Genomic DNA, 20,746 nt, shown 5'->3' with positions numbered 1-20,746 from the left:
CGGGGGCGCCCCCCCACCCGGTATCCGTGCCTCTCCCCGACCCCGCCCCTCAGCGCCCGCTCAGGCGGTTCGCCACCACCGCCACCCGGTCCGTCGCCGCGGTGTTCCCCGTGGCCTCGCGGTGGTCCGCGCCCCGGAAGGCCGCGTACATCGTCTGGACTCCGAGCCAGCGCAGGGGCTCCGGTTCCCACTTGCGGACCTTGTGGTTCACCCAGGGCAGGGCCGTCAGGTCCGTGGGGCCCGACTGGCCCGAGTCCTGCTGAATGAGGTCGCGGAGGGTGCGGGCCGCGAGGTTGGCCGTGGCGACGCCCGAGCCCACATAGCCGCCCGCCCAACCGAGGCCCGTGGAGCGGTCGAGGGTGACCGTGGCGCACCAGTCGCGCGGGACGCCGAGCACTCCGGACCAGGCGTGGTCGATCCGTACTCCCGCCAGCTGGGGGAAGAGGCGGACCAGGATGTCGCGGAGGGCCTCGATCGTCTGTGGCTGGGTGCGGCCGTCGTTGTCCGTCTTCGAGCCGAAGCGGTACGGGACGCCCCGGCCGCCCAGTGCGATGCGGCCGTCGGCGGTGCGCTGGGCGTACACGTAGGCGTGGGCCATGTCGCCGAGGGTCTCGCGGCCCTCCCAGCCGACGGCCTCCCACTGGGCGTCGTCGAGGGGCTCGGTGGCGATCATCGAGGAGTTCATGGGGAGCCAGGTGCGGCGCTGGCCGGCGAGGGTGGCGGTGAAGCCCTCGGTGCAGCGCAGGACGTACGGGGCGCGGACCGTGCCGTACGGGGTGACCGCGTGCTTCGGCCTGATCTCGGTGACGGGGGTCGACTCGTGGATCACGACGCCCAGAGCCTCGACCGCGGCCGCGAGGCCCTTCACGAGCTTCACGGGGTGCAGTCGGGCCCCGTGCGGGGTCCAGGACGAGCCGACGGCACCGGTGACGCGGATCCGGGCGGCGGTCTCGCGGGCCCCGTACAGGGCGCGGTCGGTCTCGCCGAAGGCGGCCTCCGCCGCGTGGAACGCCTTGAGGCGGGCGAGCTGGGCGGGGGAGAGGGCCACCTCCAGGACGCCGCCGCGGTGCTGGTCGGCCTCGATCTTCTCGGCCTCGCAGACGTCGAGGACCTCGGTGACGGTGGCGTTCATGGCCTGCTGGAGGCGGGCGGCCGCCTCGTGGCCGTGCAACTTCGCGTAGCGGTCGCGGCCGGCGATGCCGTTGTACAGCCAGCCGCCGTTGCGTCCGGAGGCTCCGTACCCGCAGAACTTCGCTTCGAGGACGGTGATGTTGAGGAAGGGGACGGCCTTCTTCAGGTAGTAGGCGGTCCACAGACCTGTGTAGCCGCCGCCGACGATGCAGACGTCGGCCGTGGTGTCGCCGGGGAGCGGTTCGCGGGGAGCGGGGGTGCCGTCCTGCGCGTACCAGAACGAGATGCCGCCGTTGACCGTACTCATGTGTATCCCTCTTCCGGGTGCGTGGGCGGGAGGTTACCCGGGGCCTCGGTCCCAGGGATACGGGCCCTCGGCGGCGCCTTCCCGAGGGCGCCCGGCCCTGGTTCGACGGGGCCCGTCCCGCGCGTGAGCGGTGCGGATTCCGTTGCGTCCGCCCTGCGGATCTCGTGCGGAACTCGTCGCTCCGGAAGGCGGGTGCCTAAGGTTCGGGGATGATTCGCGTTCCTGACGAACTGGCGGCGTCGCAGGCGAAGTACAACGGGGAGGCCGGGCGGGCATTCGTCGCCGGGCTGCCCGCCCTCGCCGAGGGGTCCATCCGCCGGTGGGGACTGCGGGTCACGGGTCCCTCCATGTACGGGGTGGCCTCCCTGGTCCTGCCCGTCGAACGGGTTGCGGACGGCACGCGCGCGGCGCTGAAGATGCAGCTCCTTGACGAGGAGACGGAGGGCGAGCCGATCGGCCTGCGTGCCTGGGACGGTGACGGCGTCGTACGGCTCCTCGACCATGACCCGGGGAACGGCACCATGCTCCTGGAACGGCTCGACGACGCCCGGCCGCTGACGTCCCTCACCGACACCCGGGAGGCCCTCGGGGTCGTCGCCGGGCTGCTCGCGCGCCTGACGGCGGTCCCCGCGCCTCCGGGGCTGCGCACGCTCGGCGACATCGCGGCCGGGATGCTCGCCGAGGTCCCCGACGCGGCCGTACGCCTCGGCGCGCGGGACGCGGCGGTCCTGCGGGACTGCGCGGCGGCGGTACGGGAGGTGGCGGGCGAACCGGGTGGCAGGCTGCTCCACTGGGACCTGCACCTGGGGAACGTCCTGGCGGGCGGGCGCGAACCGTGGCTGGCGATCGACCCGAAGCCGCTCGCGGGGGACCCGGGCTTCGAACTGCTGCCGTCGTTGCTCGACCGCTTCGACCCGGCTGACGTCCTGTGGCGGTTCGACCTGCTCGCCGAGGTCGTCGGCGACCGGGCGCGCGCGGTGGCGTGGACGCTGGGCCGCATCCTGCAGAACGCCCTCTGGGACGTGGCGGACGGCGAACCGGGCCTGAACGAGGAGCAGGTGGAGGTCGCGCGGCTCCTGGTGGCGGGGAGGGGGTGAGGGGGCGGTCTGTGTCGCGGGTGGTGTGGGAGGTGGTGGGGTGGTCTGTGGCGCGGTGGCGTGGGGCGTGACCGTCGCGCGGATTCCGTTCGCCGCGGAGGCCTCCGCCAGGGCACCCTGGGGCGCATGATCCGTACCGCCACGCCCGTCGACGTCCCCGTCATCCACGCCATGGTCCGCGACCTCGCGGAGTACGAGAAGGCCCTCCACGAGGTCCGTACGACCCCCGAGCAGCTCCACGAGGCCCTTTTCGGTGCCCGGCCCGCCGCCTTCGCCCACGTCGCGGAGACGGACGCCGGGGACGTGGTCGGCTTCGCGCTCTGGTTCCTCAACTTCTCGACCTGGCGCGGAGTCCACGGCATCTACCTGGAGGACCTGTACGTCCGCCCGGAGGCCCGCGGCGGCGGCCACGGCAAGGCGTTGCTGCGCGAACTGGCCCGGATCTGCGTGGAGCGCGGGTACGAGCGCCTGGAGTGGTCCGTACTCGACTGGAACAAGCCCTCGATCGACTTCTACGAGTCCCTCGGCGCCCGCCCGCAGGACGAGTGGACGGTCTACCGCCTGACGGACGGGGCACTGGCCGGGCTCGGTGGGCCGGGGGTGTAGGAAAGGGGGCATGGATACGGACATCGAGCAGCGCTTCCAGCGGATCACGGCCTTCATCGAGGCGCGGTTGACCCCGCTCTTCGATCCCGCGAACGGGAGCGACCACGGGTTCGGGATGGACGACACGTCCCGGGCCCTGCGCGCCACGCGCTACACCGTGCAGGCCGCGGCGGCCGTCGGCGGGCTCGTGGAGAAGCGGGAGTCGGCGGAGCTGCGGCCCGTGGTGGACCAGGCCCTCGAACAGAACTGGGACGTGCTGCGTTCCATCGCCCGGATGTGGGAGGACCACCCCGACTTCAAGAAGGAGTTCAAGGCACACTCCTGGGACGTCGTCGGGGTCTGACCCTCGGGGCGTGACAGCGGACGGGACCGGGGCCGCCGCCCGGGCCGCCGGGCGTGCCCTACGGCACCAGGACCACCTTGCCCGTCGTGCCCCTGGTCTCCAGGGCGCGGTGGGCGCCCGCCGCGTCCGCGAGCGGGAAGCGGTGGACCGCCGGGCGGAGGGTGCCGGTGGTCGCCGCGTCGAGGGCGGCGAGTTCGAGGTTGCGGACGTCTCCGCCCGCCTTCTGGATCATGACGGGGCCGAGGACGGAGTCCGAGGTGATGCCGCGCGCCGCGAGTTCCTCCGGTGGGAAGGTGAGCGCTTCACCGTCGTGGAGTCCGGCGCCGGACCAGCCGAAGACGACGTGCTGTCCGCCCGGGCCGAGGAGGTCGACGGCGGCGCGGCCGGTGTCGCCGCCGACCGAGTCGTAGACGACGGTGGCGGTGCGGTCGCCCAGGTACGCGCGGACCTTCTCCGGCCAGTCCGGCTCCTTGTAGTCGACGGCCAGGTCGGCGCCGTTCTCCCGGACGAGGGCGACCTTCGCGGGGCCGCCGGCGAGGCCGATGACGGTGGCGCCGGCGTTCTTGGCGTACTGGACGAGCAGGGTGCCGATGCCGCCGGCGGCGGCGGGCACGACGGCCACCGACTCGGGGCCGAGTTCGGTGAACTGCAGGATGCCCAGGGCGGTGCGGCCGGTGCCGATCATGGCGACGGCCTCGGCCTCGCCGAGGTGGTCGGGCAGGGCGTGGAGGCGGGCGGTGTCGGTGACGGCGAGTTCGGCGTACCCGCCGGGGTTCATGCCGAGGTGGGCGACGACCCGCCGGCCGAGCCAGGCCGGGTCGGTGCCCTCGCCGAGGGCGTCGACGGTGCCGGCGACCTCGCGGCCGGGAATGGTGGGCAGGCGGGCGGGCGCCGGGAACGGGCCCGTCATCCCCTCGCGGAGCGCGGTGTCGAGGAGGTGCACACCGGCCGCGGCGACCCGGATGCGGACCTGACCGGGGCCCGGTACGGGGTCGGGCGTCTCCTCGTACGTGAGGTTCTCGGCGGGGCCGAAGGCGTGGAGGCGGACGGCGTGCATGGCGGTTCCCCTGTCGTCGTACGGGCGGGTGTGCGGGTGTCGTGCGGCGCCGACAGGGCAAGCCTCCGACCTCAAGCTTGCTTGAGGTCAAGGGGTTCAACGGGTTCAACGGGTTCGAGGGGTTCGACGGGTTCGAGGGATTCAGGGGGTTCAAGGTGGTCGGCGAGTACGGCCGAGGTCACGCGTGCCTCGCGGCCAGGTGGTCCGCGCGCAGGGCCAGGGACACCGCCTCGACCGCGCTCGTGAACGACACCTCCGACAGCACCCCCGGCGCCGCCACCTGGTCCCCCACCAGGTACACGCCGTCGCCCCGGTCGACGGCCGGCCGGTCGCGCCAGGTCGTGCCAGGACGGTCGACCGCCCCCGTACGCCCCTGGGCCACCGAATCCCGCCGCCACACCGTCCGTTCGCGCCAGCCGGGGAAGCCCAGGTCGAGGAGGCGTTCCCCGTGGGCGACGCCGTCCGCCCCGGTCGCGCCGGGTCCGATGGGGAACTGGGCCTGGATCAGCTGATGTCCGGCCGGGGCGAGGGACGGGTCCTGGGCGGTGAACCGTTCGATCCAGCCGGGCGCGTCCAGGTCGGAGATCACGAACGGGTCCCCCTTCCGGCCGTGCAGGGCAAGGTCGACGAGGACGGTACGGCCGCTCTCCCAGGTCAGCGACGGGTCGCGGAGGAACCGGGCGGCGGCGGGCAGGGAGGTGGCGACGATCACCGGTCCGCCGCCGCCATCGAGGCCATCGAGGCCATCGAGGCTCTCGACGCGGGCCGACGTCTCGATCCGTACGCCCATCTCGCACGCGCGCGCGACCATCCGCCCGATGAGCTCGCCCCAGCCGCCCCGCACGTAGTGCGCCTCGGGCGGGACGGCGGCGGCCCGGTGCAGCCGTTCCTGGACGAAGCGGGCGGAGAGTGCGCCGGGGTCGTGGTGGAAGAGCGCGACCCCGGCGTACGCGGCGGCCTCCCGCGCCGCCCGTTCGCCCGCGAACCCCCGGGCCCAGGTGTGGAAGTCGAGGTCCACGGGGGCTTTGCCGGCGGTACGGAGGGACTGCCGCAGCAGGCCGAGCGGCGGGGTGCGGCGCAGGGCGCCGGCGCGGTGGAAGCGGAACCGGAGCGCCTCGGCGGGCGGCAGGGGCGCGAGCGGACCGAGCAGGCCCCGCTGCCCGAGCCAGGTCCAGTGGGGGCCGCCGGCGTAGAGCGCGTGCGGGCCCTCGTTGGTGCGGTACGGGCCCTCGGCCGTACGGGCCCGGCCGCCGGGGGTCCGGTGCGCCTCGTACACGGTCACCCTGGTGCCGGCCTCGGCGGCGGTGATGGCCGCGGTCAGTCCGGCGAAGCCGCCGCCGATGATCGTGAGCTTCCGCATGTCCGTCTCCCTCGTGTCGGGCTGGTGACCGGTCCTGACCGGAGGACGGACGGCGGGGACGCGTTCGTGACATCGGGGGCGTTGTCAGTGGCGTACATCACCATGGGGTCATGGTGACGACTCGGAAGAAGAAGGCGGCGGTGGCGGGGGCCCGGCGGCCGGAGGTGCGGCTCCCTCCCCTGGAGGCGTACGAGGGCGGTCTCGCGCCGGACGGGGACTACGACGGCCTCGAACTGGCCGGGCTCGACCTCGCGGGGCAGTCGGGGGAGGGCGCGCGGTTCCTGGACTGCGCGCTGCGCGAGTGCGGGCTCGACGAGACGCGCCTGACGGGGGCCCGGTTCCTCGACTCGGTGCTGACCGGCGTACGCGGGGTGGGGACGGTCCTGGCCGGGGCGCAGTTGCGGGACGTGGAGGTGGTGGACGCGCGGCTCGGCGGGGCGCAGCTGCACGGGGCGGTGCTGGAGAGAGTCGTGGTGCGGGGAGGGAAGTGCGACTACCTGAACCTGCGGGCGGCGAAGCTGAAGGACGTCGTCTTCGAGGGCTGTGTGCTGAGCGAGCTCGACCTCGGGGGTGCGGTGCTTGAGCGGGTGGAGTTCGTGGACTGCGTGCTCACGGGCGTGGACTTCAGCGGGGCCCGGCTCACGGACGTGGACCTGAGAGGGGTCCAGCGCCTGGAGATCGAGCGGGGGGTGGAGTCGCTCGCGGGCGCGGTGATCTCGACGGCCCAGCTCCTCGACCTGGCGCCGGTGCTCGCGGCGCGGCTGGGGGTGCGGGTGGAGGGGTGAGACCCGGGGGCTCGCCGTGGCGCGTTGTCCTGCGAGGTCCCCTACGGCAGGCGGGGGAAGCGGGCCTGCAAGGACCAGACGGCCGGGTTGTCGGCGAGGCCCTCGTGCATGTCGGTGAGGTCGGCGATCAGGTCGTGCAGGAAGTCGCGGGCCTCGCGGCGCAGGAGGGAGTGGCCGAAGGTGAGGGGCGGCTCGTCCCCCGGCATCCAGTCGGCCTCGACGTCCACCCAGCCGAAGCGGCGCTCGAAGAGCATCCGGTCGGAGGACTCGGTGAAGTCGAGCTCCGCGTACTGCTGCCGGGCGGAGCGGTTGCCGCGCGGGTCCTGGTCGAGCTGCTCGACGATGTCGCACAGCGCCCACGCGAAGTCGAGCACAGGAACCCATCCCCAGGCTGTGGAGATCTCCCGGTCCGCCTTGGTGTCGGCGAGGTACACGTCCCCGCAGAACAGGTCGTGGCGCAGCGCGTGGACGTCCGCGTGGCGGTAGTCGGTCTGCGGCGGGTCGGGGAAGCGACGGGAGAGGGAGTAGCCGATGTCGAGCACGGGACCGATGGTGTCACGGCGCCAGCCCCGCCTCGTACGCGAGGATCACCAGCTGCACCCGGTCGCGGGCGCCCAGTTTGGTGAAGAGGCGTGCCACGTGTGCCTTGGCGGTGGCCGCGCTGATGTGGAGCCGCTCCCCGATCTCGCCGTTGGACAGACCGCGGCCGACGAGGGCGAGGACCTCGCGTTCCCGCGCGGTGACCCCGGCGAGCGCACCCGGCGTGAGAAGTGTGGCGGCGGGGGCCGTGGCGGCGCCGGAGGCCGAGGCGGGCTCCGGGCGGGCCGCGAACTCCTCGATCAGGCGGCGGGTGACGCCTGGCGCGATCAGGGCGTCACCTGCGGCGACCACCCGGATCGCCGCGAGGATGTCGTCCAGGGCCATGTCCTTGACGAGGAAGCCGCTCGCCCCGGAGCGGAGCGCGCCGTACACGTACTCGTCGTCGTCGAAGGTGGTCAGGACGAGGACCCGGGGCGCGTCGGTGCCCGCCGTGACGATCCGGGTCGCTTCGATGCCGTCCATGCCGGGCATCCGTACGTCCATCACGATCACGTCGGGCCGCGGCCGGAGGTCCTCGGTGAGCCGGACCGCTTCGATGCCGGTGCCCGCCTCGCCGACGACCTCGAGATCCGGGCTGTCCGCCATCAGGACGCGCAGACCCGCTCGTACCAGCGGCTGGTCGTCGACGAGGAGGACCCGGATCGGCGTGCTCATGGGGCGGGGGTTCCTTTCCGAGCCGGGTGGGGCAGCGGTAGTTCGGCGGTCACATGGAAGCCGCCTCCGGCGCGCGGCCCCGCCGAGAAGCGGCCGCCGAGGAGCGCCGCCCGCTCGCGCATGCCGACGATGCCGTACCCCTCTTCGGGGGAGGGGACAGGGGAGGGGGGTGCGGCGGGGGTGGGCGGGCCGTCGTCCGTGATCTCGACGAGCAGGACGTCCTCGCCCCGCTCCAACGTCACCCGGCAGGCGCGGGCGCCCGCGTGGCGTACGACATTGGTCAGCGACTCCTGGACGATCCGGTACGCGGCCAGGTCGACCTCCGGTGGCGGCGGCCGCCCGGGGTCTCCCAGCCGCCGCACCTCGACCCGCACTCCCGCGTCCGCCGTGGACGCGGCGAGCCGCTCCAGGTCGGCGAGGCCGGGCGCCGGGCCACGCGGTGCGGGGGCGTGCCCCGGGGCGTCCTTCGCCGAGGCCCGCAGCAAGCCCAGGGTGCGGCGCAGACCGGCGAGGGTCTCCCGGCTGGTGGTCTCGATGGTCGCGAGGGCGTTACGGGCCTCGGCGGGCTGGGTCTCGATGACCCGGCGGCCCACCCCCGCCTGGATGGCGATGACGCCGATGCTGTGGGCGATCACGTCGTGCAGTTCGCGGGCGATCCGCAGCCGTTCGGCGGTGACGGCCTCGGCCGCCGTCCGGGCGCGCAGTTCCGCCGCGTGCGAGCGCCGCTCACGGGAGGAGTGCCCGAGCAGGCCCGCGGTGAACATCGCCAGGGCCAGGGCGACGACCGTGGTGACGAAGACGTCCTGGCCCGAGGTCGTGTACAGCGCCGAACCGATCTGTACGGCGAGCGTCACCGCCGCGGCGGGCAGGGCGACCCGGAGCGGGCGGTGGGCCACCAGCCGTCCGACGCAGGCGTCGGCGGCGAGGACCGGCAGGTACGTCAGCCCGGCGGACGGCCGGGTCGTCGACGCGGCGAACAGCCCGACGAGGAGCAGCCCGAGCACCACCTCGGGCCGGCGCCGCAGGAGGGGGAGCAGCAGGCCGGTGCCGATGGCGACGAGGAGGATGCGCAACTCGGGGGCGGTGCGGATCGGTCCCGCCTGGAGGCCCGCGAAGAGGACGAAGGGGTGCGCGGCGGCCGCGCACCAGGCCAGGGTCGCGGAGGTGCGCCCGCCCGGCGGGGCGTCGGCCGTGCGGGTGGCCGAGGGGGCGTCGGCGGGCGGTCCGGTGGCGGGCATGGGCCGATCGTAGGCGCGGTGCGGCCGGCCGGACATCGGCCCGGGGGCGTACGCCCGGGGGCCACTGCCACCGTGTGACTGCGGCCGGCGGGCCGATGCGGGCGGGGGTGGCGTCCCGGCACCGTGGGCCAGGTGATCGAAGTAGAACAACTGACCAAGCGTTACGGCCGCCGGATCGGCGGCCCCCTCGGGCGGAGGGCCGTCATGTCCGACCGGCCCGCCGTCGACCGGCTCAGCTTCACGGTGCGGCCCGGGCGGGTCACCGGGTTCCTCGGACCCAACGGCGCCGGGAAGTCCACGACCCTGCGGCTGGTCCTGGGGCTCAACGAGCCGACCTCCGGGACCGCGACCGTAGGCGGGCGGCGGTTCGGGGAGCTGCCCCGGGGCCTGCGGCACGTCGGGGCGCTGCTCGACGCGCACGACGTCCACGGCGGGCGGACCGCCGAGGGGCACCTCGCCGCCCTCGCCCGGAGCAACGGTCTCCCGCGCCGCCGCGTGGGCGAGGTCCTCGACGAGGTGGGTCTCGCCGAGGCGGCCCGTCGCCGGATCGGCGGCTACTCCCTCGGCATGAGGCAGCGCCTCGGGATCGCCGCCGCCCTGCTCGGCGACCCGCCCGTGCTGCTCTTCGACGAGCCGGTCAACGGCCTGGACCCGGAAGGGGTCCGCTGGGCGCGGGAGCTGTTCCGGCGCCTCGCCGCCGAGGGCCGCACGGTGTTCGTCTCCAGCCATCTGATGAGCGAGATGGAGCACACCGCCGACGACCTCGTCGTCATCGGCCGCGGCCGGCTGATCGCCGCCGAGAGCTTGGGGGACTTCGCCGCCCGGGGCACCCGCCGGGGCGTGATCGTACGGACCGCCGACCGGGCCGCCGGGCCGGGCCTCGCCGCCGCTCTGATCCGCGCCGGGGCGACCGTACGGCCCCCGGAAGGAGAGGAATGGGCGCTCACCGTGACCGGGATGGCGGCGGACGGCGTCGGGCTGCTCGCCTTCCGGCACGGCACCCCGCTCGCCGAACTGACGTCGTGTGCGGCGTCCTTGGAGGAGGCCTTCATGGAACTGACCGCCGACAGCGTCGAGTACCAGAAGAAGGAGGGAAGCCGGTGAACGCCCGCTTCCGCGATCTGCTCGCCGGCGAGTGGATGAAGCTGTGGTCCCTGCGCTCGACCCCCTGGGCGTTCGGTGTCGGCGCGGTCGCCGTCCTCGGCGTCAACCTCAGCGCGGCCTTCGCCGACCTTCGGAACTACCCTCACTATTCCGAGGGCATCCGCGCACTCTTCGTGCCGGTCTGGGCGATGCGGGACGCCTTCACCCTCGGCGGGGCCATGGTGTTCATGCTCGCGACCGGCGCGATCGGGGCGCTCGTGATCGTCGGCGAGTACGGCACCGGGCAGATCCGTACGACCTTCGTCGCCGTTCCCGACCGGCGTGCCGTCACGGCGGCGAAGACGCTGGTCCTCGCGGGCGTCATGCTCGGGTACGGGACCCTCGTCGCCGGGGTGTCGTTCGCCGCCACGCAGGCGGTGCTGTCCGGCCGGGACGTGGGCATGTCGATCGCCTATCCGGGCGCGGCGGCGGCTGTCACCGCGTCCGCGCTGCTCGCTCCCGTGTGCGCGCTCGTCGGCTTCGGGCTCGGCGCGCTCGTGCGGCACACGGCGGCCACGATCGTCACCCTCACCGGCGTCCTGCTGCTGCTCCCCGCGCTGGTCGACGGGGACAGCCGCTGGTCGGCGGTCTTCCTGCACGCCCTTCCGCAGAGCGCGTGGAAGCGGCTCACGGAGGTGGGGGAGTCTCCGGTGCCGGTGGAGTACCCGTGGACGACGGGCGGGGCCTGGACGGTGTACGCGGTCTGGTCGATCGCCGCGGTGGCGGTGGCCCTGGTCGCGGTCCGTCGCCGGGACGTGTGACGGACGGTGTTCAGCGGCGGCCGTGGGTCGCCCGGGCCAGGCGGGGTCCCAGCCAGCGCTTGAGGCGGCGCAGCGGTTCCAGTTGTTCGGCGGCCCGGTCGAGGCGGTAGTACAGCTGCGGCGGCACGTGGGGGAGCAGGGGCGAGTGGCGCTGGCCGAGGAGGGCGAACATCCTGGCCGGCTCCAGCCTCATGTAGCGGGGGAGGTTCTCGTACCACTGGGCGCTGTAGCGGGCCGCGCTCTGGGCGGAGACGAGTTCGGCGCGGCGCCGCTTCCCGTACAGGGTGAGGGCCGTGTCGAGGTCCGTCGAGGAGCGCAGGGCGTCCGCGAGGGCGAGCGCGTCCTCCAGGGCCAGCGTCGTGCCCGCGCCGATCGAGTAGTGGGTGGTGTGGGCGGCGTCTCCGAGGAGGACCAGGTTGCCGCGGTGCCACACCCTGTTGGTGAGGGTGCGGAAGGTGAGCCACTGGGCGGCGTCGTCGGCCCTGTCGCGGCCGATCAGTTCGTGCCCGTCCAGGAGGTCGTGGAAGAGCTTCTCCAGGAAGCGCAGGCTGTCGGTCTCGCCGCGCGTGTCGAGACCGAGGCCCGTCCACGTCTCGGGGGAGCACTCGACGACACAGGTGGAGCGCTCGCCGCTGAAGCCGTAGGCGTAGCACCAGATCCAGCCGTGCGCGGTCTCCTTGAACGCGAAGCTGAAGGAGTCGAAGACCTTGGTGGTGCCGAGCCAGATGTACTGGTTGCGGCCGCTCACGACCTCGCTGCCGAAGTGGCCGGCGTGCGCCTCGCGGAGCACGCTGTTCACCCCGTCGGCGGCCACGACCAGGTCCGCGTCGGCCAGTTCGGGCGCGTCCGCGCCGGGGATGTCGTGCTCGAACTCCACCCGTACGCCGAGTTCCCCGGCCCGGTCGGCGAGCAGGGCGAGCATCCGGCGGCGTCCGATGCCGAAGCCGGCGTCGCCGCGGTGGACGGTCCGCTCGTCGCGGACGATGGCGACCCCGTCGTTCCAGGTCACGGAGGCCTCCGCGACGGCCGCCGCGGACTCGGGGTCGCCCGCGCGCAGCTTGTCCAGAAGCCCGGCCCAGTACGTGACGCCCCAGCCGTACGTGGAACCCGCCTGGTTCCGCTCGTACACGGTGATGTCGTGGGCCGGGTCCTGCCGCTTCAGGAGGATCGAGAGATAGAGGCCGGCGGGTCCGCCGCCGACGATCGCGAGCTTCACTTGCGCTCCCACTGGCTGACTGGCTGACCGTCTCGGGACACGTGTGATGACCCCGTGCGGTCGGATGGTAACGCACCGTAGCAGTGTGTCGGCCTGAGGCGTTGCAGGCGCCGGGGGCGGGTCCCTACGGCAGCCGCCGCCGCGGGGTGGCTGCGCGGGGCGGTGCCCCACGGGAGCAGGTGTCGTGGGGTGGCTGCGCGGGTGGGGGCCCTACGGGAGGAGGCGTCGTTCCTTCGCCACCGCTACCGCGCCCGCGCGCGTGTCGACGCCGAGCTTCGCGTAGATACGGCCGAGGTGCGTCTTGACCGTCGCCTCGCTGATGAACAGGGCCCGTGCGATCTCCCGGTTGCCGAGGCCCCGCCCGAGCTGGCCGAGGATGTCCCGCTCCCGGTCCGTGAGACTCGGCCCCGCCGCGCCCCGCATCCGGTCCATGACCCGGCTCGCGACCGGCGGGGACAGGGCGGTGCGGCCCTGGGCGGCCGCGTGGATGGCGGCGAACAGTTCCTCCGGCCGCTCGGCCTTCAGGAGGTAGCCGGTGGCGCCCGCCTCGATCGCGCGGGTGATGTCGGCGTCCGTGTCGTACGTGGTGAGGACGAGGACGTGGACGCCCGTGGGCGCGATCCGGCGGGTCGCCTCCACACCGTCGATGCCCGCGCCCAGCTGGAGGTCCATCAGGACGACGTCGGGCCTCAGCTTCGCCGCCATGGCGACGGCCTCCTCGCCGCTGCCCGCCTCGCCGACGACCTCGATGTCCGGGGTGCTGCCGAGCAGCGCCAGCAACCCGGCGCGGACGACGACGTGGTCGTCGCAGAGGAGGATCCGTACGGACATCACGACTCCAGGGACAGCGGGATCGCGGCGGAGAGCACGGTGCCCTCGCCGGGGGTGGACTCGACCGTCAGGGTGCCGCCGAGCTGCCGGGCCCGTACGCGCATCGCGGGCAGTCCGTGGCCGCGCACCCCGCCCGGCTTCTCGACGGGGTCGAAGCCACGGCCGTCGTCGGCGATGTCCAGGACCACCTGGTCGTCGAGGTACGTCAGGGTCAGGGCGGCGGAGTCGGCGCCCGCGTGCTCGCGGATGTTGGCCAGGGCGCCCTGCGCGATCCGCAGCAGTGCCGACTGCACCCGCTCGGGCAGTGGTACGGCCGCCCCGTCCACCCGGAAGGCCGCCGACTCGCGGCCGGCCAGACCGCGCAGGGCCTCTTCGAGGCCGCCGTCCTCGGCGAGGTCGGCGGGCGCGAGGTCGTGCACGAAGCGGCGGGCCTCGGCCAGGTTGCGTTCGGCGATCGACTCGGCCGTACGGACATGGCGGCGGGCCGTCGCAGGGTCGCCGTCCCAGGTCCGGTCGGCCGCCTGGAGCAGCATCTGCTGGCTCGACAGACCTTGGGCCAGGCTGTCGTGGATCTCCATGGACAGCCGCTGGCGCTCCGCGAGGGTGCCCTCGCGGCGCTCGATCGCGGCCAGCTCCCGCCGGGTGCGGATCAGGTCGTCGATGAGGGCCCGCTGACGCGCCGCCTGCCGGTCGGAGTACACGAAGACCCCGGTGGCGATGGCGGCGACGGCCGGCGGAGCGACGATCAGGTTCGGGTCCCAGCCGCCGTGCGCGAGCTGCACCTGCGCGAACACCACGAACACGGTGAGCAGCGCGACCAGGCCGAGCGCGGCGCGGGCCGGGAGGGTGCGAAGCCCCGTGTAGAAGAGCGGCACCGCGCACCAGGCGAAGCTGGGCGCCAGGACGACGAGCAGGATCCAGACCGCGACGACCGTGCCCAGCCAGGCGATCCGGCGGGGCGCGGCGCGGGTGCCGACGACGGGGCCGAGGAGGTAGAGGGAGGCGAGGGCGCCGGAGAGGGCGACGATCCAGGGGCTGCGGTCCTCCCAGGGGTGGCGCAGCAGGAAGCGGGCGAGCGAGGCGCCGAGGAGCAGGAAGAAGGCGATGTGCATGACCCGAGCCAGCCAGGGGGCGTCGGGGTCCCGGTCGGTCTCCGTGGGGAGGCCGGTCTCGGCGGGGCTCGTCGGGCGTGTCACGTTCCCACCTTCCACTGCCTTCCGACCTGGGGATATCTGTCCATCCTGGCCCGGGGTGACCACACCGGCATCAGCCGATCGGCTGACCCGGCCGTCCTCCAGTGTGCGCGAGGAGGGCAGCCGGTCCGTGGACCGGACGGCGCGGGGCGCGGCCACAGGATGGATGGCAGAGCGAAGGAGGCGGACGTCCAGCCCGTCCCGCCCGCCTCACTCCACCCCACTTCGCTTCACACCACTCCACACCACTTCACCTCACCTCACGGAGTTCCCCATGAAGAAGATCCTCTTCGGTGCCGCCGCCGCCGCCGTCCTCGCCGCCGGCACCTTCGGCGTGGTCTCCGCGAACGCCTCCGCCCCGGCCGCCGCCCCCGCCGCCGCGGTCCGAGCCGACGCCGGAAACGGCAACCTCCAGCAGTCGACGCACCTGACGATCGAGGCCGCCACGATGGCCGCGCAGGCGGCCCTCGACGCCGCCGAGAAGGAGAACCAGCGCGTCTCCGTCGCCGTCGTCGACCGCAACGGCAACACCCTCGTCACCCTGCGCGGCGACGGCGCCGGCCCGCAGTCCTACGAGTCCGCCGAGAAGAAGGCGTACACCGCCGTCTCCTGGAACGCGCCCACCTCCGTCCTCGCCGGCCGCCTCGCCCAGGCCCCGAACCTGAAGGACATCCCCGGCACCCTCTTCCTCGCCGGTGGCGCCCCGGTCACCGCCAAGGGCGCCCCCATCGCCGGCATCGGTGTCGCCGGCGCCCCCTCCGGCGACCTCGACGAGAAGTTCGCCAAGGCCGGCGTCGCGGCCCTGGGCAAGTAAGCGCGCAGAGCGGCTCGCGGCCCTTGGCGGTGAAGCGCGCAGATCAGCTGTCGCGGCCCGAGGCGTGAAGCGCGCAGCGCCGGCGTCGCGTCCTGTGCGAGTGAGCGCCCGAGGTCGACAGGGCACGTCGTATCCGTCCTGCTTAGGATCGGTACGTGAACCTCCGCCGGACCCGGGCGGCCACGGCTCTCGCCGCCGCCCTCACCGCTCTCGCGCTGCTCGCGGGCGGCTGCACCGCGGCCCTCGGCGGCGTCCGGGGGACCCCCGGGGCCGCAGGGCTGCGCGATCCGTACTTCCCGAAGCTGGGCAACGGCGGCTACGACGTGCGGCAGTACGCCCTGACCCTCGCCTACGACCCCCGCACCGGGCAGCTCGACGGCACCGCCGAGATCACCGCCCGCGCCGGCCAGGACCTCAGCGCCTTCAACCTCGACCTGGCCGGTCTCACGGTCGGCCGGGCGACCGTCGACGGCGAGCCCGCCGCGGTCAACCGGGCCGGGAACGAGCTGACGCTCCGGCCGCGCGAGGAGATCCGCGAGGGCGCGGAGTTCCGCACGACCGTCACGTACGCGGGCGTGCCCGAGGCGGTCACCGACGCGGACGGCACCCGGGAAGGCTGGCTGCGCACCGACGACGGGGCGGTCGCGGTCGGTCAGCCGGTGGGCTCGATGACCTGGTTCCCCGGCAATCACCACCCCTCGGACAAGGCCGGGTACGAGATCACCCTCACCGTCCCGGCCGGTGTCGAGGCCGTCTCCAACGGCGTCAGGACCGCCCGCCGGACGGCGCCGGACGGCCGCGTCACCACCGTGTGGCAGGCGCCCGAACCGATGGCGAGCTATCTGGCGACGGTCGCCGTCGGCCGGTTCCGTACGGACACGGCGACCGCCCTGGGGTCCGTACCCGTCCTGACCGCCGCCGATCCGGTGGTCGCGGCGGGCAGCGCCGCGCTCCTCGACGAGATCCCGAAGATCCTCGACCGGCAGACCCGGCGCTTCGGCCCGTACCCCTTCTCGGCCGCCGGGGCGATCGTCACCGAGGACGGCACCCTCGGCTACGCCCTGGAGACCCAGACCCGGCCCGTCTTCCCCGCGGCCTCCTTCGACCGGACGACCCTCGTCCACGAGCTGGCCCACCAGTGGTTCGGAAACTCCGTGTCGCCCGCGACCTGGCGGGACCTGTGGCTGAACGAGGGTTTCGCGACGTACGCGGAATGGCTGTACGCGGAGGAGTACGGGCACGTCCCCGCCCGGACCAGCTTCGCCCGCGCGTTCGCCAAGGAGATCAACTGGACCTTCCCGCCGGCCGATCCGCCCGCCCCGGAGAACCTGTTCGACCCGCCCGTGTACCAGCGGGGCGCGATGGTCCTCCACAAGCTGCGCGAGACGGTGGGGGACGAGGTCTTCGACGAGATCCTGCGCGGCTGGCCCGCGAAGTACCGTCACGCCAACGCCTCCACGGCCGACTTCACGGCCTACGCGGAGGGCGTCGCCGGACGGGACCTCGACGGTCTGTGGAAGGTGTGGCTCTACGGCGAGGGGAAGCCGGACCGGCCGTGAGGCCCCCGACGGTCACGCGGAACGGGCAGGGCCCCGGCCGGAGAATCCCGGCCGGGGCCCTGCCCGTGACGGCGACGGCGTCGTGTCGGCAGTCGCTGCGGCGGCCGTGACGGGTGTCGGCAGTCGCTGCGGCGACCGCGCCGGCAGTCGCCTCCGCCGCCGTGTCGGCAGCCTGTGGTGGTGCTGGGTCAGAGGTTGACGCCGAAGTCGCGGGCGATGCCCTCCAGGCCCGAGGCGTAGCCCTGGCCGACCGCGCGGAACTTCCACTCGGCGCCGTTGCGGTAGAGCTCGCCGAAGACCATGGCGGTCTCGACGGCGGCGTCCTCGGAGAGGTCGTAACGGGCGATCTCGCCGCCGCCGGCCTGGTTGAGGATGCGGATGTACGCGTTCCGCACCTGGCCGAAGTTCTGCGAGCGGTTCACCGCGTCGTAGATGGAGACCGGGAAGACGATCTTGTCGACGTTCGGCGGGAGGGCCGCGAGGTTGACGTTGATCTGCTCGTCGTCGCCGCCGCCCTCGCCGGTGCGGTTGTCACCGGTGTGGACGATGGTCTGGTCCGGCGTCGACTTGTTGTTGAAGAAGACGAAGTGCGCGTCGGAGGCGACCTTGCCGGCGGCGTCCACACCGATCGCGGAAGCGTCGAGGTCGAAGTCGGTGCCGGTGGTCGTACGGACGTCCCAGCCGAGGCCCACGGTGACAGCGGTGAGGCCGGGGGCCTCCTTGGTCAGAGAGACGTTGCCGCCCTTGGACAGGCTCACAGCCATGGAAAGTCCCTTTCATCGTGATGTCTTCGCCTGGAGGAACGCGTGCGCGCCCCCGGCGGTTCCCGGAAGCCGCCCGGCGAAAACAGGATGACTCCGATGGCCCCCTGCGGGGAACATGGGGGGCATGTCCGGTCCGTATCCCATCCGCGGCTCCGTCTCGCTCCCCGAGGCCGAGCTCCAGTGGCGTTTCTCGCGTTCGTCGGGGCCGGGCGGACAGCACGTCAACACCAGCGACTCCCAGGTCGAGCTCCGGTTCGACCTCGCGGCCACCGCGTCGCTGCCCGAGGTGTGGAAGGCCCGCGCCCTGGAGCGCCTGGCCACCCGCCTGGTCAACGGGGTGGTGACGGTCCGCGCCTCGGAGCACCGCTCCCAGTGGCGCAACCGCGAGACGGCGGCGGTCCGCCTGGCCGCCCTCCTCGCCGAGGCGACGGCCCCGCCGCCGAAGCCCCGCAGGGCGACGAAGATCCCGCGCGGTATCAACGAGCGCCGGCTGCGGGAGAAGAAGCAGCGCTCGGAGACCAAGCGCACCCGCCAGTCCCGCGACTGGGGCTGAGCGCTTCCGCCACCCGCGAGGTGGGCCGGCCGCTCCCGCATCCCCCTGACCGGGGCTGAGCGCCCCCGCGTCTCCCGGTCGGCCGGAGCCGGGCGCTCCCACGGGTCCCGTCCGTCAGGACAGGTGCCGGTACTCCCCCTGGTAGTACGTCAGCGGGCCGCCCTCCGCCGCCAGGGCGCCGACCGTCAGGACCCGGCCCACGACCAGCGTGTGGTCACCGGCCACGACACGGCTCTCCGTACGGCACTCCAGCGTCGCCAGCGCGCCGCCCATCAGCGGGGCGCCGCTCTCCTCGCCCCGGATGTACGGCAGGTCGGCGAAGAGGAGCCGGTCGCTGACGCGGTTCCTCATCGCGAAGCGCCCGGCGATGTGCCGCTGGCCCTCGGAGAGGACCGACACCGCCCAGACGGGGACGTCGGTGAGCAGGTCGTCCATGCGGGAGCCGTTGCGGAGGCTCACCAGGACCAGCGGCGGGTCGAGGGACACCGACACGAAGGCGGTGGCCGTCATGCCGACGTCCTCGCCGCGCGGGCCGTCGTCGGGGTCGTGCGCGGTCACGAGGACCACGCCCGCCGCGAGGCGGGACATCGCCGCCCGGAAGTCGTCGTTGCTCACCCCCTCAGCATGAGGGATGGCCAGATCGGACACGGGGGGTGAGCCTGGGGTCGTCTGCAGCACACCCGCACGCTAGTCCGGGCGCTCCGGAGGCCGCATCGGGCGGGGGGACCAGTCCGGTACCCCCGGCGGTCCTAGGACCTGCCCCTGTCCGGAACGCCCGCCCGGCTCCGGGACCCGGCGCAACCGGCCATGACCTGCTGTGACTTGAGTCACAGAGGCGAGTTATTGCTGACCCTGTGTACCGGCTACGCAGCTCGCTGTGATTCAGTGGCAGGGACACTGCAACACGAAGCCGATGAGAACCCTGGAGTTGCTGTCGAGGTCTCGGGGAGAGCGAGCGATGGAGACCGAGTCGGAGCCGTACGTCCGTCTCTCGACCCTGCGGCAGCTGCATCAGGTCGTGGCGGACCTCAACACTGCGCGCAGCCTGGCGGACACCCTGCAGACCGTCGCCGACGGTGTGGTCGCCGGTCTCAACTACGAGCTGGCCTGCGTCAACCTCGTACGCCCCGACGGTGACCTCGTCGTCGCCGCCTTCGCCGGAAGCTCCGCCGCCGAGGCCCTGATCACCGGACGGGTCGGCTCCCGCGCCTCCTGGGAGCGGCGCCTCGCCATGGCGGACGCCTGGGGCGACCTGCGGTTCATACCGCACACCGAGGGCTGGGTGCTCATGGAGGACGACGTCCCCCAGTGGCACACCGACGGCCCCGCCCCCCGCTTCGAGGACGAGTGGCACCCGCACGACCGCCTCTACGCCCCCATGTACGCGTCGGGCTCGGGCCGCGAGCTCCTCGGCGTCATATCCGTCGACCGCCCGCGCAACGGCCGGCACCCCGGCCCCTGGGGCCAGGAGGCGCTCCAGATGTACGCCTCCCAGTCGGCGATCGCCATCAGTAACGCCCGCCTCCGCTCCAACATGCAGCGCGCACTCGTCCGGCTCGAACGGGAGCAGCAGGCCCTGCGCGCCAGCGAGGAGTCCTTCCGGCAGGCCTTCGAGTACGCCCCGTCCGGCATGGCCATCGCCGAGATGGGCGGCGACCAGCACGGACGGCTGCTCCGCACCAACGACGCCCTGTGCCGGCTCCTCGGCCGGCCCGCCTCCGTGATGCGGCGCTACTCCTTCGCCGACCTCGTCCACCCCGAGGACATAGGGACCCTCCTGCGGACCTCCGCCGAGGGCGGCCGGGCCGAGCTGCGGCTCGGGCGGCGCGACGGCACCTATGTATGGGTGTCCCTCCGCAACTCGGTCGTCGCCGACGCCGCCGACGGCCCCCGCTTCCTCCTCACCCACGTCGAGGACATCGAGGAGCGCAAGCGCCACGAGCTCCAGCTCGCCCACCGCGCCTCGCACGACGCCCTCACCGGCCTCCCCAACAGCGCCGAACTGCGCTCCCGGCTCTCCGCCCGCATCTGCGAGCGCCCCGCTGCGCCCCCCGTGGCCGCGCAGGTCGGCGGCTTCGGCGGCGGTTACGACTCCGCGCGGGACGGTGGCTACGAGACGGGCCGCACCGGGTACGGCCCCGGCCCGGCCGGGTCCTCCCCCTACGAGGTGCCGTACGAGCACGAACACGAGCACGGCTTCGGTTTCGAGCCGGTGGGCGGCGTCGGGCCGTACGACCACCACGTCCACCTCGTCGGCCCGGCGGGCGGGGAGACCGACGACGGCACCAAGGGCCTCGCCGTCCTCTTCTGCGACCTCGACGGCTTCAAGTCGATCAACGACCGTTTCGGTCACCACACCGGTGACGCCGTCCTCATCGAGGTCGCCCGCAGGCTCACCACCTGCGTCCGGGACGGGGACACCGTCGCCCGGCTCGGGGGCGACGAATTCGTCGTCCTCGCCGACGGCCTCGGCGCGGCCGACGCCGCCGACCTCGCGGTCCGTCTGCGCAGCGCGATCATTCCGCCGATCCGGGTGGACGGCCGGGCGGTCCGCGTGGGGGCGAGTTTCGGCATCGGCTGGGCCGAATGCGGGATGTCCGTGGAGGAGGTCCTGAACTCCGCCGACCAGCGGATGTACGTGGAGAAACGCTCCCGCGCCAAGGTCCACCGCCGCGCCGGCTGAGGCCCGTGACACGCTTGGGGCCGATTCGGGGGCTGGTCCGTTCGGGGTAGG

At 73.7% G+C, this 20,746-nt stretch carries 21 protein-coding genes; 10 read left to right on the top strand and 11 right to left on the bottom strand.

Annotated features, from left to right (window positions below):
* Positions 1-49: 49 nt before the first annotated feature.
* Complete coding sequence (locus tag ACFWV2_RS05970) at positions 50-1,438, bottom strand: NAD(P)/FAD-dependent oxidoreductase (RefSeq protein ID WP_384402236.1); 1,389 nt, start codon at positions 1,436-1,438, stop codon at positions 50-52.
* Between the two features lie 209 nt (positions 1,439-1,647).
* Here ACFWV2_RS05970 and ACFWV2_RS05965 point away from each other — a divergent pair, with 209 nt between their 5' ends.
* The 3 genes from ACFWV2_RS05965 to ACFWV2_RS05955 all read left to right on the top strand — a co-directional run bounded on the left by ACFWV2_RS05965 (position 1,648) and on the right by ACFWV2_RS05955 (position 3,484).
* Positions 1,648-2,535, top strand: a complete 888-nt coding sequence (locus tag ACFWV2_RS05965; RefSeq protein ID WP_384402233.1) for an aminoglycoside phosphotransferase family protein — start codon at positions 1,648-1,650, stop codon at positions 2,533-2,535.
* Between the two features lie 126 nt (positions 2,536-2,661).
* Positions 2,662-3,141, top strand: a complete 480-nt coding sequence (locus tag ACFWV2_RS05960) for a GNAT family N-acetyltransferase (RefSeq protein WP_384402230.1) — start codon at positions 2,662-2,664, stop codon at positions 3,139-3,141.
* Positions 3,142-3,151: 10 nt separating this feature from the next.
* On the top strand, positions 3,152-3,484 hold the full coding sequence (locus tag ACFWV2_RS05955; RefSeq protein WP_360794268.1) for a hypothetical protein: 333 nt from the start codon (positions 3,152-3,154) through the stop codon (positions 3,482-3,484).
* Positions 3,485-3,542: 58 nt separating this feature from the next.
* Here the strand turns inward: ACFWV2_RS05955 and ACFWV2_RS05950 are convergent, their stop codons facing one another.
* Complete coding sequence (locus ACFWV2_RS05950) at positions 3,543-4,541, bottom strand: zinc-binding dehydrogenase (protein WP_384402226.1); 999 nt, start codon at positions 4,539-4,541, stop codon at positions 3,543-3,545.
* Positions 4,542-4,719: 178 nt separating this feature from the next.
* Positions 4,720-5,901 carry an NAD(P)-binding protein gene (locus tag ACFWV2_RS05945; protein ID WP_384402223.1) on the bottom strand — a complete coding sequence of 394 codons (1,182 nt, stop codon included), beginning with the start codon at positions 5,899-5,901 and terminating at the stop codon, positions 4,720-4,722.
* A gap of 110 nt (positions 5,902-6,011) precedes the next feature.
* Here ACFWV2_RS05945 and ACFWV2_RS05940 point away from each other — a divergent pair, with 110 nt between their 5' ends.
* Positions 6,012-6,686: a pentapeptide repeat-containing protein gene (locus ACFWV2_RS05940; protein ID WP_384402220.1), complete on the top strand. Its 675-nt coding sequence runs from the start codon at positions 6,012-6,014 to the stop codon at positions 6,684-6,686.
* A gap of 41 nt (positions 6,687-6,727) precedes the next feature.
* On the opposite strand, the gene ACFWV2_RS05935 is transcribed toward ACFWV2_RS05940, so the two are convergent.
* The 3 genes from ACFWV2_RS05935 to ACFWV2_RS05925 are packed head-to-tail and all read right to left on the bottom strand — an operon-like array spanning position 6,728 to position 9,178.
* On the bottom strand, positions 6,728-7,228 hold the full coding sequence (locus ACFWV2_RS05935; RefSeq protein ID WP_384402217.1) for a hypothetical protein: 501 nt from the start codon (positions 7,226-7,228) through the stop codon (positions 6,728-6,730).
* A 13-nt stretch (positions 7,229-7,241) separates the two neighbouring features.
* Complete coding sequence (locus ACFWV2_RS05930; protein WP_384402214.1) at positions 7,242-7,940, bottom strand: response regulator; 699 nt, start codon at positions 7,938-7,940, stop codon at positions 7,242-7,244.
* Complete coding sequence (locus tag ACFWV2_RS05925) at positions 7,937-9,178, bottom strand: sensor histidine kinase (protein WP_384402211.1); 1,242 nt, start codon at positions 9,176-9,178, stop codon at positions 7,937-7,939. The genes ACFWV2_RS05930 and ACFWV2_RS05925 overlap by 4 nt, the downstream gene beginning before the upstream one ends.
* 132 nt (positions 9,179-9,310) lie before the next feature.
* Here ACFWV2_RS05925 and ACFWV2_RS05920 point away from each other — a divergent pair, with 132 nt between their 5' ends.
* Both ACFWV2_RS05920 and ACFWV2_RS05915 read left to right on the top strand, forming a co-directional pair.
* Complete coding sequence (locus ACFWV2_RS05920; protein WP_384402209.1) at positions 9,311-10,282, top strand: ATP-binding cassette domain-containing protein; 972 nt, start codon at positions 9,311-9,313, stop codon at positions 10,280-10,282.
* Positions 10,279-11,082: an ABC transporter permease gene (locus ACFWV2_RS05915; RefSeq protein ID WP_384402206.1), complete on the top strand. Its 804-nt coding sequence runs from the start codon at positions 10,279-10,281 to the stop codon at positions 11,080-11,082. Before ACFWV2_RS05920 ends, ACFWV2_RS05915 begins: the two co-directional genes overlap by 4 nt.
* Positions 11,083-11,092: 10 nt before the next feature.
* Here ACFWV2_RS05915 and ACFWV2_RS05910 read toward each other — a convergent pair whose 3' ends face one another.
* The 3 genes from ACFWV2_RS05910 to ACFWV2_RS05900 form a co-directional block, all read right to left on the bottom strand.
* Positions 11,093-12,298 carry an FAD-dependent monooxygenase gene (locus ACFWV2_RS05910; RefSeq protein ID WP_384402203.1) on the bottom strand — a complete coding sequence of 402 codons (1,206 nt, stop codon included), beginning with the start codon at positions 12,296-12,298 and terminating at the stop codon, positions 11,093-11,095.
* A gap of 210 nt (positions 12,299-12,508) precedes the next feature.
* The gene (locus tag ACFWV2_RS05905) at positions 12,509-13,129 is read right to left on the bottom strand and encodes a response regulator (protein ID WP_384402199.1); all 621 of its coding nucleotides are present in this window, start codon (positions 13,127-13,129) and stop codon (positions 12,509-12,511) included.
* Positions 13,129-14,325 carry a histidine kinase gene (locus ACFWV2_RS05900; RefSeq protein ID WP_384402196.1) on the bottom strand — a complete coding sequence of 399 codons (1,197 nt, stop codon included), beginning with the start codon at positions 14,323-14,325 and terminating at the stop codon, positions 13,129-13,131. Before ACFWV2_RS05900 ends, ACFWV2_RS05905 begins: the two co-directional genes overlap by 1 nt.
* A 271-nt stretch (positions 14,326-14,596) precedes the next feature.
* Between ACFWV2_RS05900 and ACFWV2_RS05895 the strand changes: the two genes are divergently transcribed.
* Complete coding sequence (locus ACFWV2_RS05895; protein ID WP_384402193.1) at positions 14,597-15,136, top strand: heme-binding protein; 540 nt, start codon at positions 14,597-14,599, stop codon at positions 15,134-15,136.
* 155 nt (positions 15,137-15,291) lie between these two features.
* Entirely contained in the window at positions 15,292-16,695 is a 1,404-nt protein-coding gene (locus ACFWV2_RS05890) for a M1 family metallopeptidase (protein WP_384402190.1), read from the top strand.
* A 188-nt stretch (positions 16,696-16,883) separates the two neighbouring features.
* On the opposite strand, the gene ACFWV2_RS05885 is transcribed toward ACFWV2_RS05890, so the two are convergent.
* The gene (locus ACFWV2_RS05885; protein WP_360794286.1) at positions 16,884-17,459 is read right to left on the bottom strand and encodes a TerD family protein; all 576 of its coding nucleotides are present in this window, start codon (positions 17,457-17,459) and stop codon (positions 16,884-16,886) included.
* A gap of 115 nt (positions 17,460-17,574) precedes the next feature.
* Here ACFWV2_RS05885 and arfB point away from each other — a divergent pair, with 115 nt between their 5' ends.
* Positions 17,575-18,012 carry an alternative ribosome rescue aminoacyl-tRNA hydrolase ArfB gene (gene arfB, locus ACFWV2_RS05880; RefSeq protein ID WP_360794288.1) on the top strand — a complete coding sequence of 146 codons (438 nt, stop codon included), beginning with the start codon at positions 17,575-17,577 and terminating at the stop codon, positions 18,010-18,012.
* Positions 18,013-18,126: 114 nt separating this feature from the next.
* On the opposite strand, the gene ACFWV2_RS05875 is transcribed toward arfB, so the two are convergent.
* Entirely contained in the window at positions 18,127-18,690 is a 564-nt protein-coding gene (locus ACFWV2_RS05875) for a flavin reductase family protein (protein WP_384402186.1), read from the bottom strand.
* 280 nt (positions 18,691-18,970) lie between these two features.
* On the opposite strand from ACFWV2_RS05875, the gene cdgB reads away from it, so the two are divergent.
* Positions 18,971-20,695 carry a diguanylate cyclase CdgB gene (gene cdgB / locus ACFWV2_RS05870; RefSeq protein ID WP_384402184.1) on the top strand — a complete coding sequence of 575 codons (1,725 nt, stop codon included), beginning with the start codon at positions 18,971-18,973 and terminating at the stop codon, positions 20,693-20,695.
* Positions 20,696-20,746 lie beyond the last annotated feature (51 nt).

Source organism: Streptomyces sp. NPDC058671 (genome assembly GCF_042716475.1).
Classification (GTDB): domain Bacteria; phylum Actinomycetota; class Actinomycetes; order Streptomycetales; family Streptomycetaceae; genus Streptomyces.
This window is presented reverse-complemented; position numbering and strand designations above follow the sequence as displayed.

Bases quoted from the DNA above. Each gene is read 5' to 3' on its own strand.
- ACFWV2_RS05905 (WP_384402199.1), bottom strand. From the start codon at position 13,129: ATGTCCGTACGGATCCTCCTCTGCGACGACCACGTCGTCGTCCGCGCC.
- ACFWV2_RS05965 (WP_384402233.1), top strand. From the start codon at position 1,648: ATGATTCGCGTTCCTGACGAACTGGCGGCGTCGCAGGCGAAGTACAAC.
- ACFWV2_RS05970 (WP_384402236.1), bottom strand. From the start codon at position 1,438: ATGAGTACGGTCAACGGCGGCATCTCGTTCTGGTACGCGCAGGACGGC.
- ACFWV2_RS05940 (WP_384402220.1), top strand. From the start codon at position 6,012: ATGGTGACGACTCGGAAGAAGAAGGCGGCGGTGGCGGGGGCCCGGCGG.
- cdgB (WP_384402184.1), top strand. From the start codon at position 18,971: ATGGAGACCGAGTCGGAGCCGTACGTCCGTCTCTCGACCCTGCGGCAG.
- ACFWV2_RS05960 (WP_384402230.1), top strand. From the start codon at position 2,662: ATGATCCGTACCGCCACGCCCGTCGACGTCCCCGTCATCCACGCCATG.
- ACFWV2_RS05885 (WP_360794286.1), bottom strand. From the start codon at position 17,459: ATGGCTGTGAGCCTGTCCAAGGGCGGCAACGTCTCTCTGACCAAGGAG.
- ACFWV2_RS05930 (WP_384402214.1), bottom strand. From the start codon at position 7,940: ATGAGCACGCCGATCCGGGTCCTCCTCGTCGACGACCAGCCGCTGGTA.
- ACFWV2_RS05950 (WP_384402226.1), bottom strand. From the start codon at position 4,541: ATGCACGCCGTCCGCCTCCACGCCTTCGGCCCCGCCGAGAACCTCACG.
- ACFWV2_RS05945 (WP_384402223.1), bottom strand. From the start codon at position 5,901: ATGCGGAAGCTCACGATCATCGGCGGCGGCTTCGCCGGACTGACCGCG.
- arfB (WP_360794288.1), top strand. From the start codon at position 17,575: ATGGGGGGCATGTCCGGTCCGTATCCCATCCGCGGCTCCGTCTCGCTC.
- ACFWV2_RS05955 (WP_360794268.1), top strand. From the start codon at position 3,152: ATGGATACGGACATCGAGCAGCGCTTCCAGCGGATCACGGCCTTCATC.
- ACFWV2_RS05895 (WP_384402193.1), top strand. From the start codon at position 14,597: ATGAAGAAGATCCTCTTCGGTGCCGCCGCCGCCGCCGTCCTCGCCGCC.
- ACFWV2_RS05925 (WP_384402211.1), bottom strand. From the start codon at position 9,178: ATGCCCGCCACCGGACCGCCCGCCGACGCCCCCTCGGCCACCCGCACG.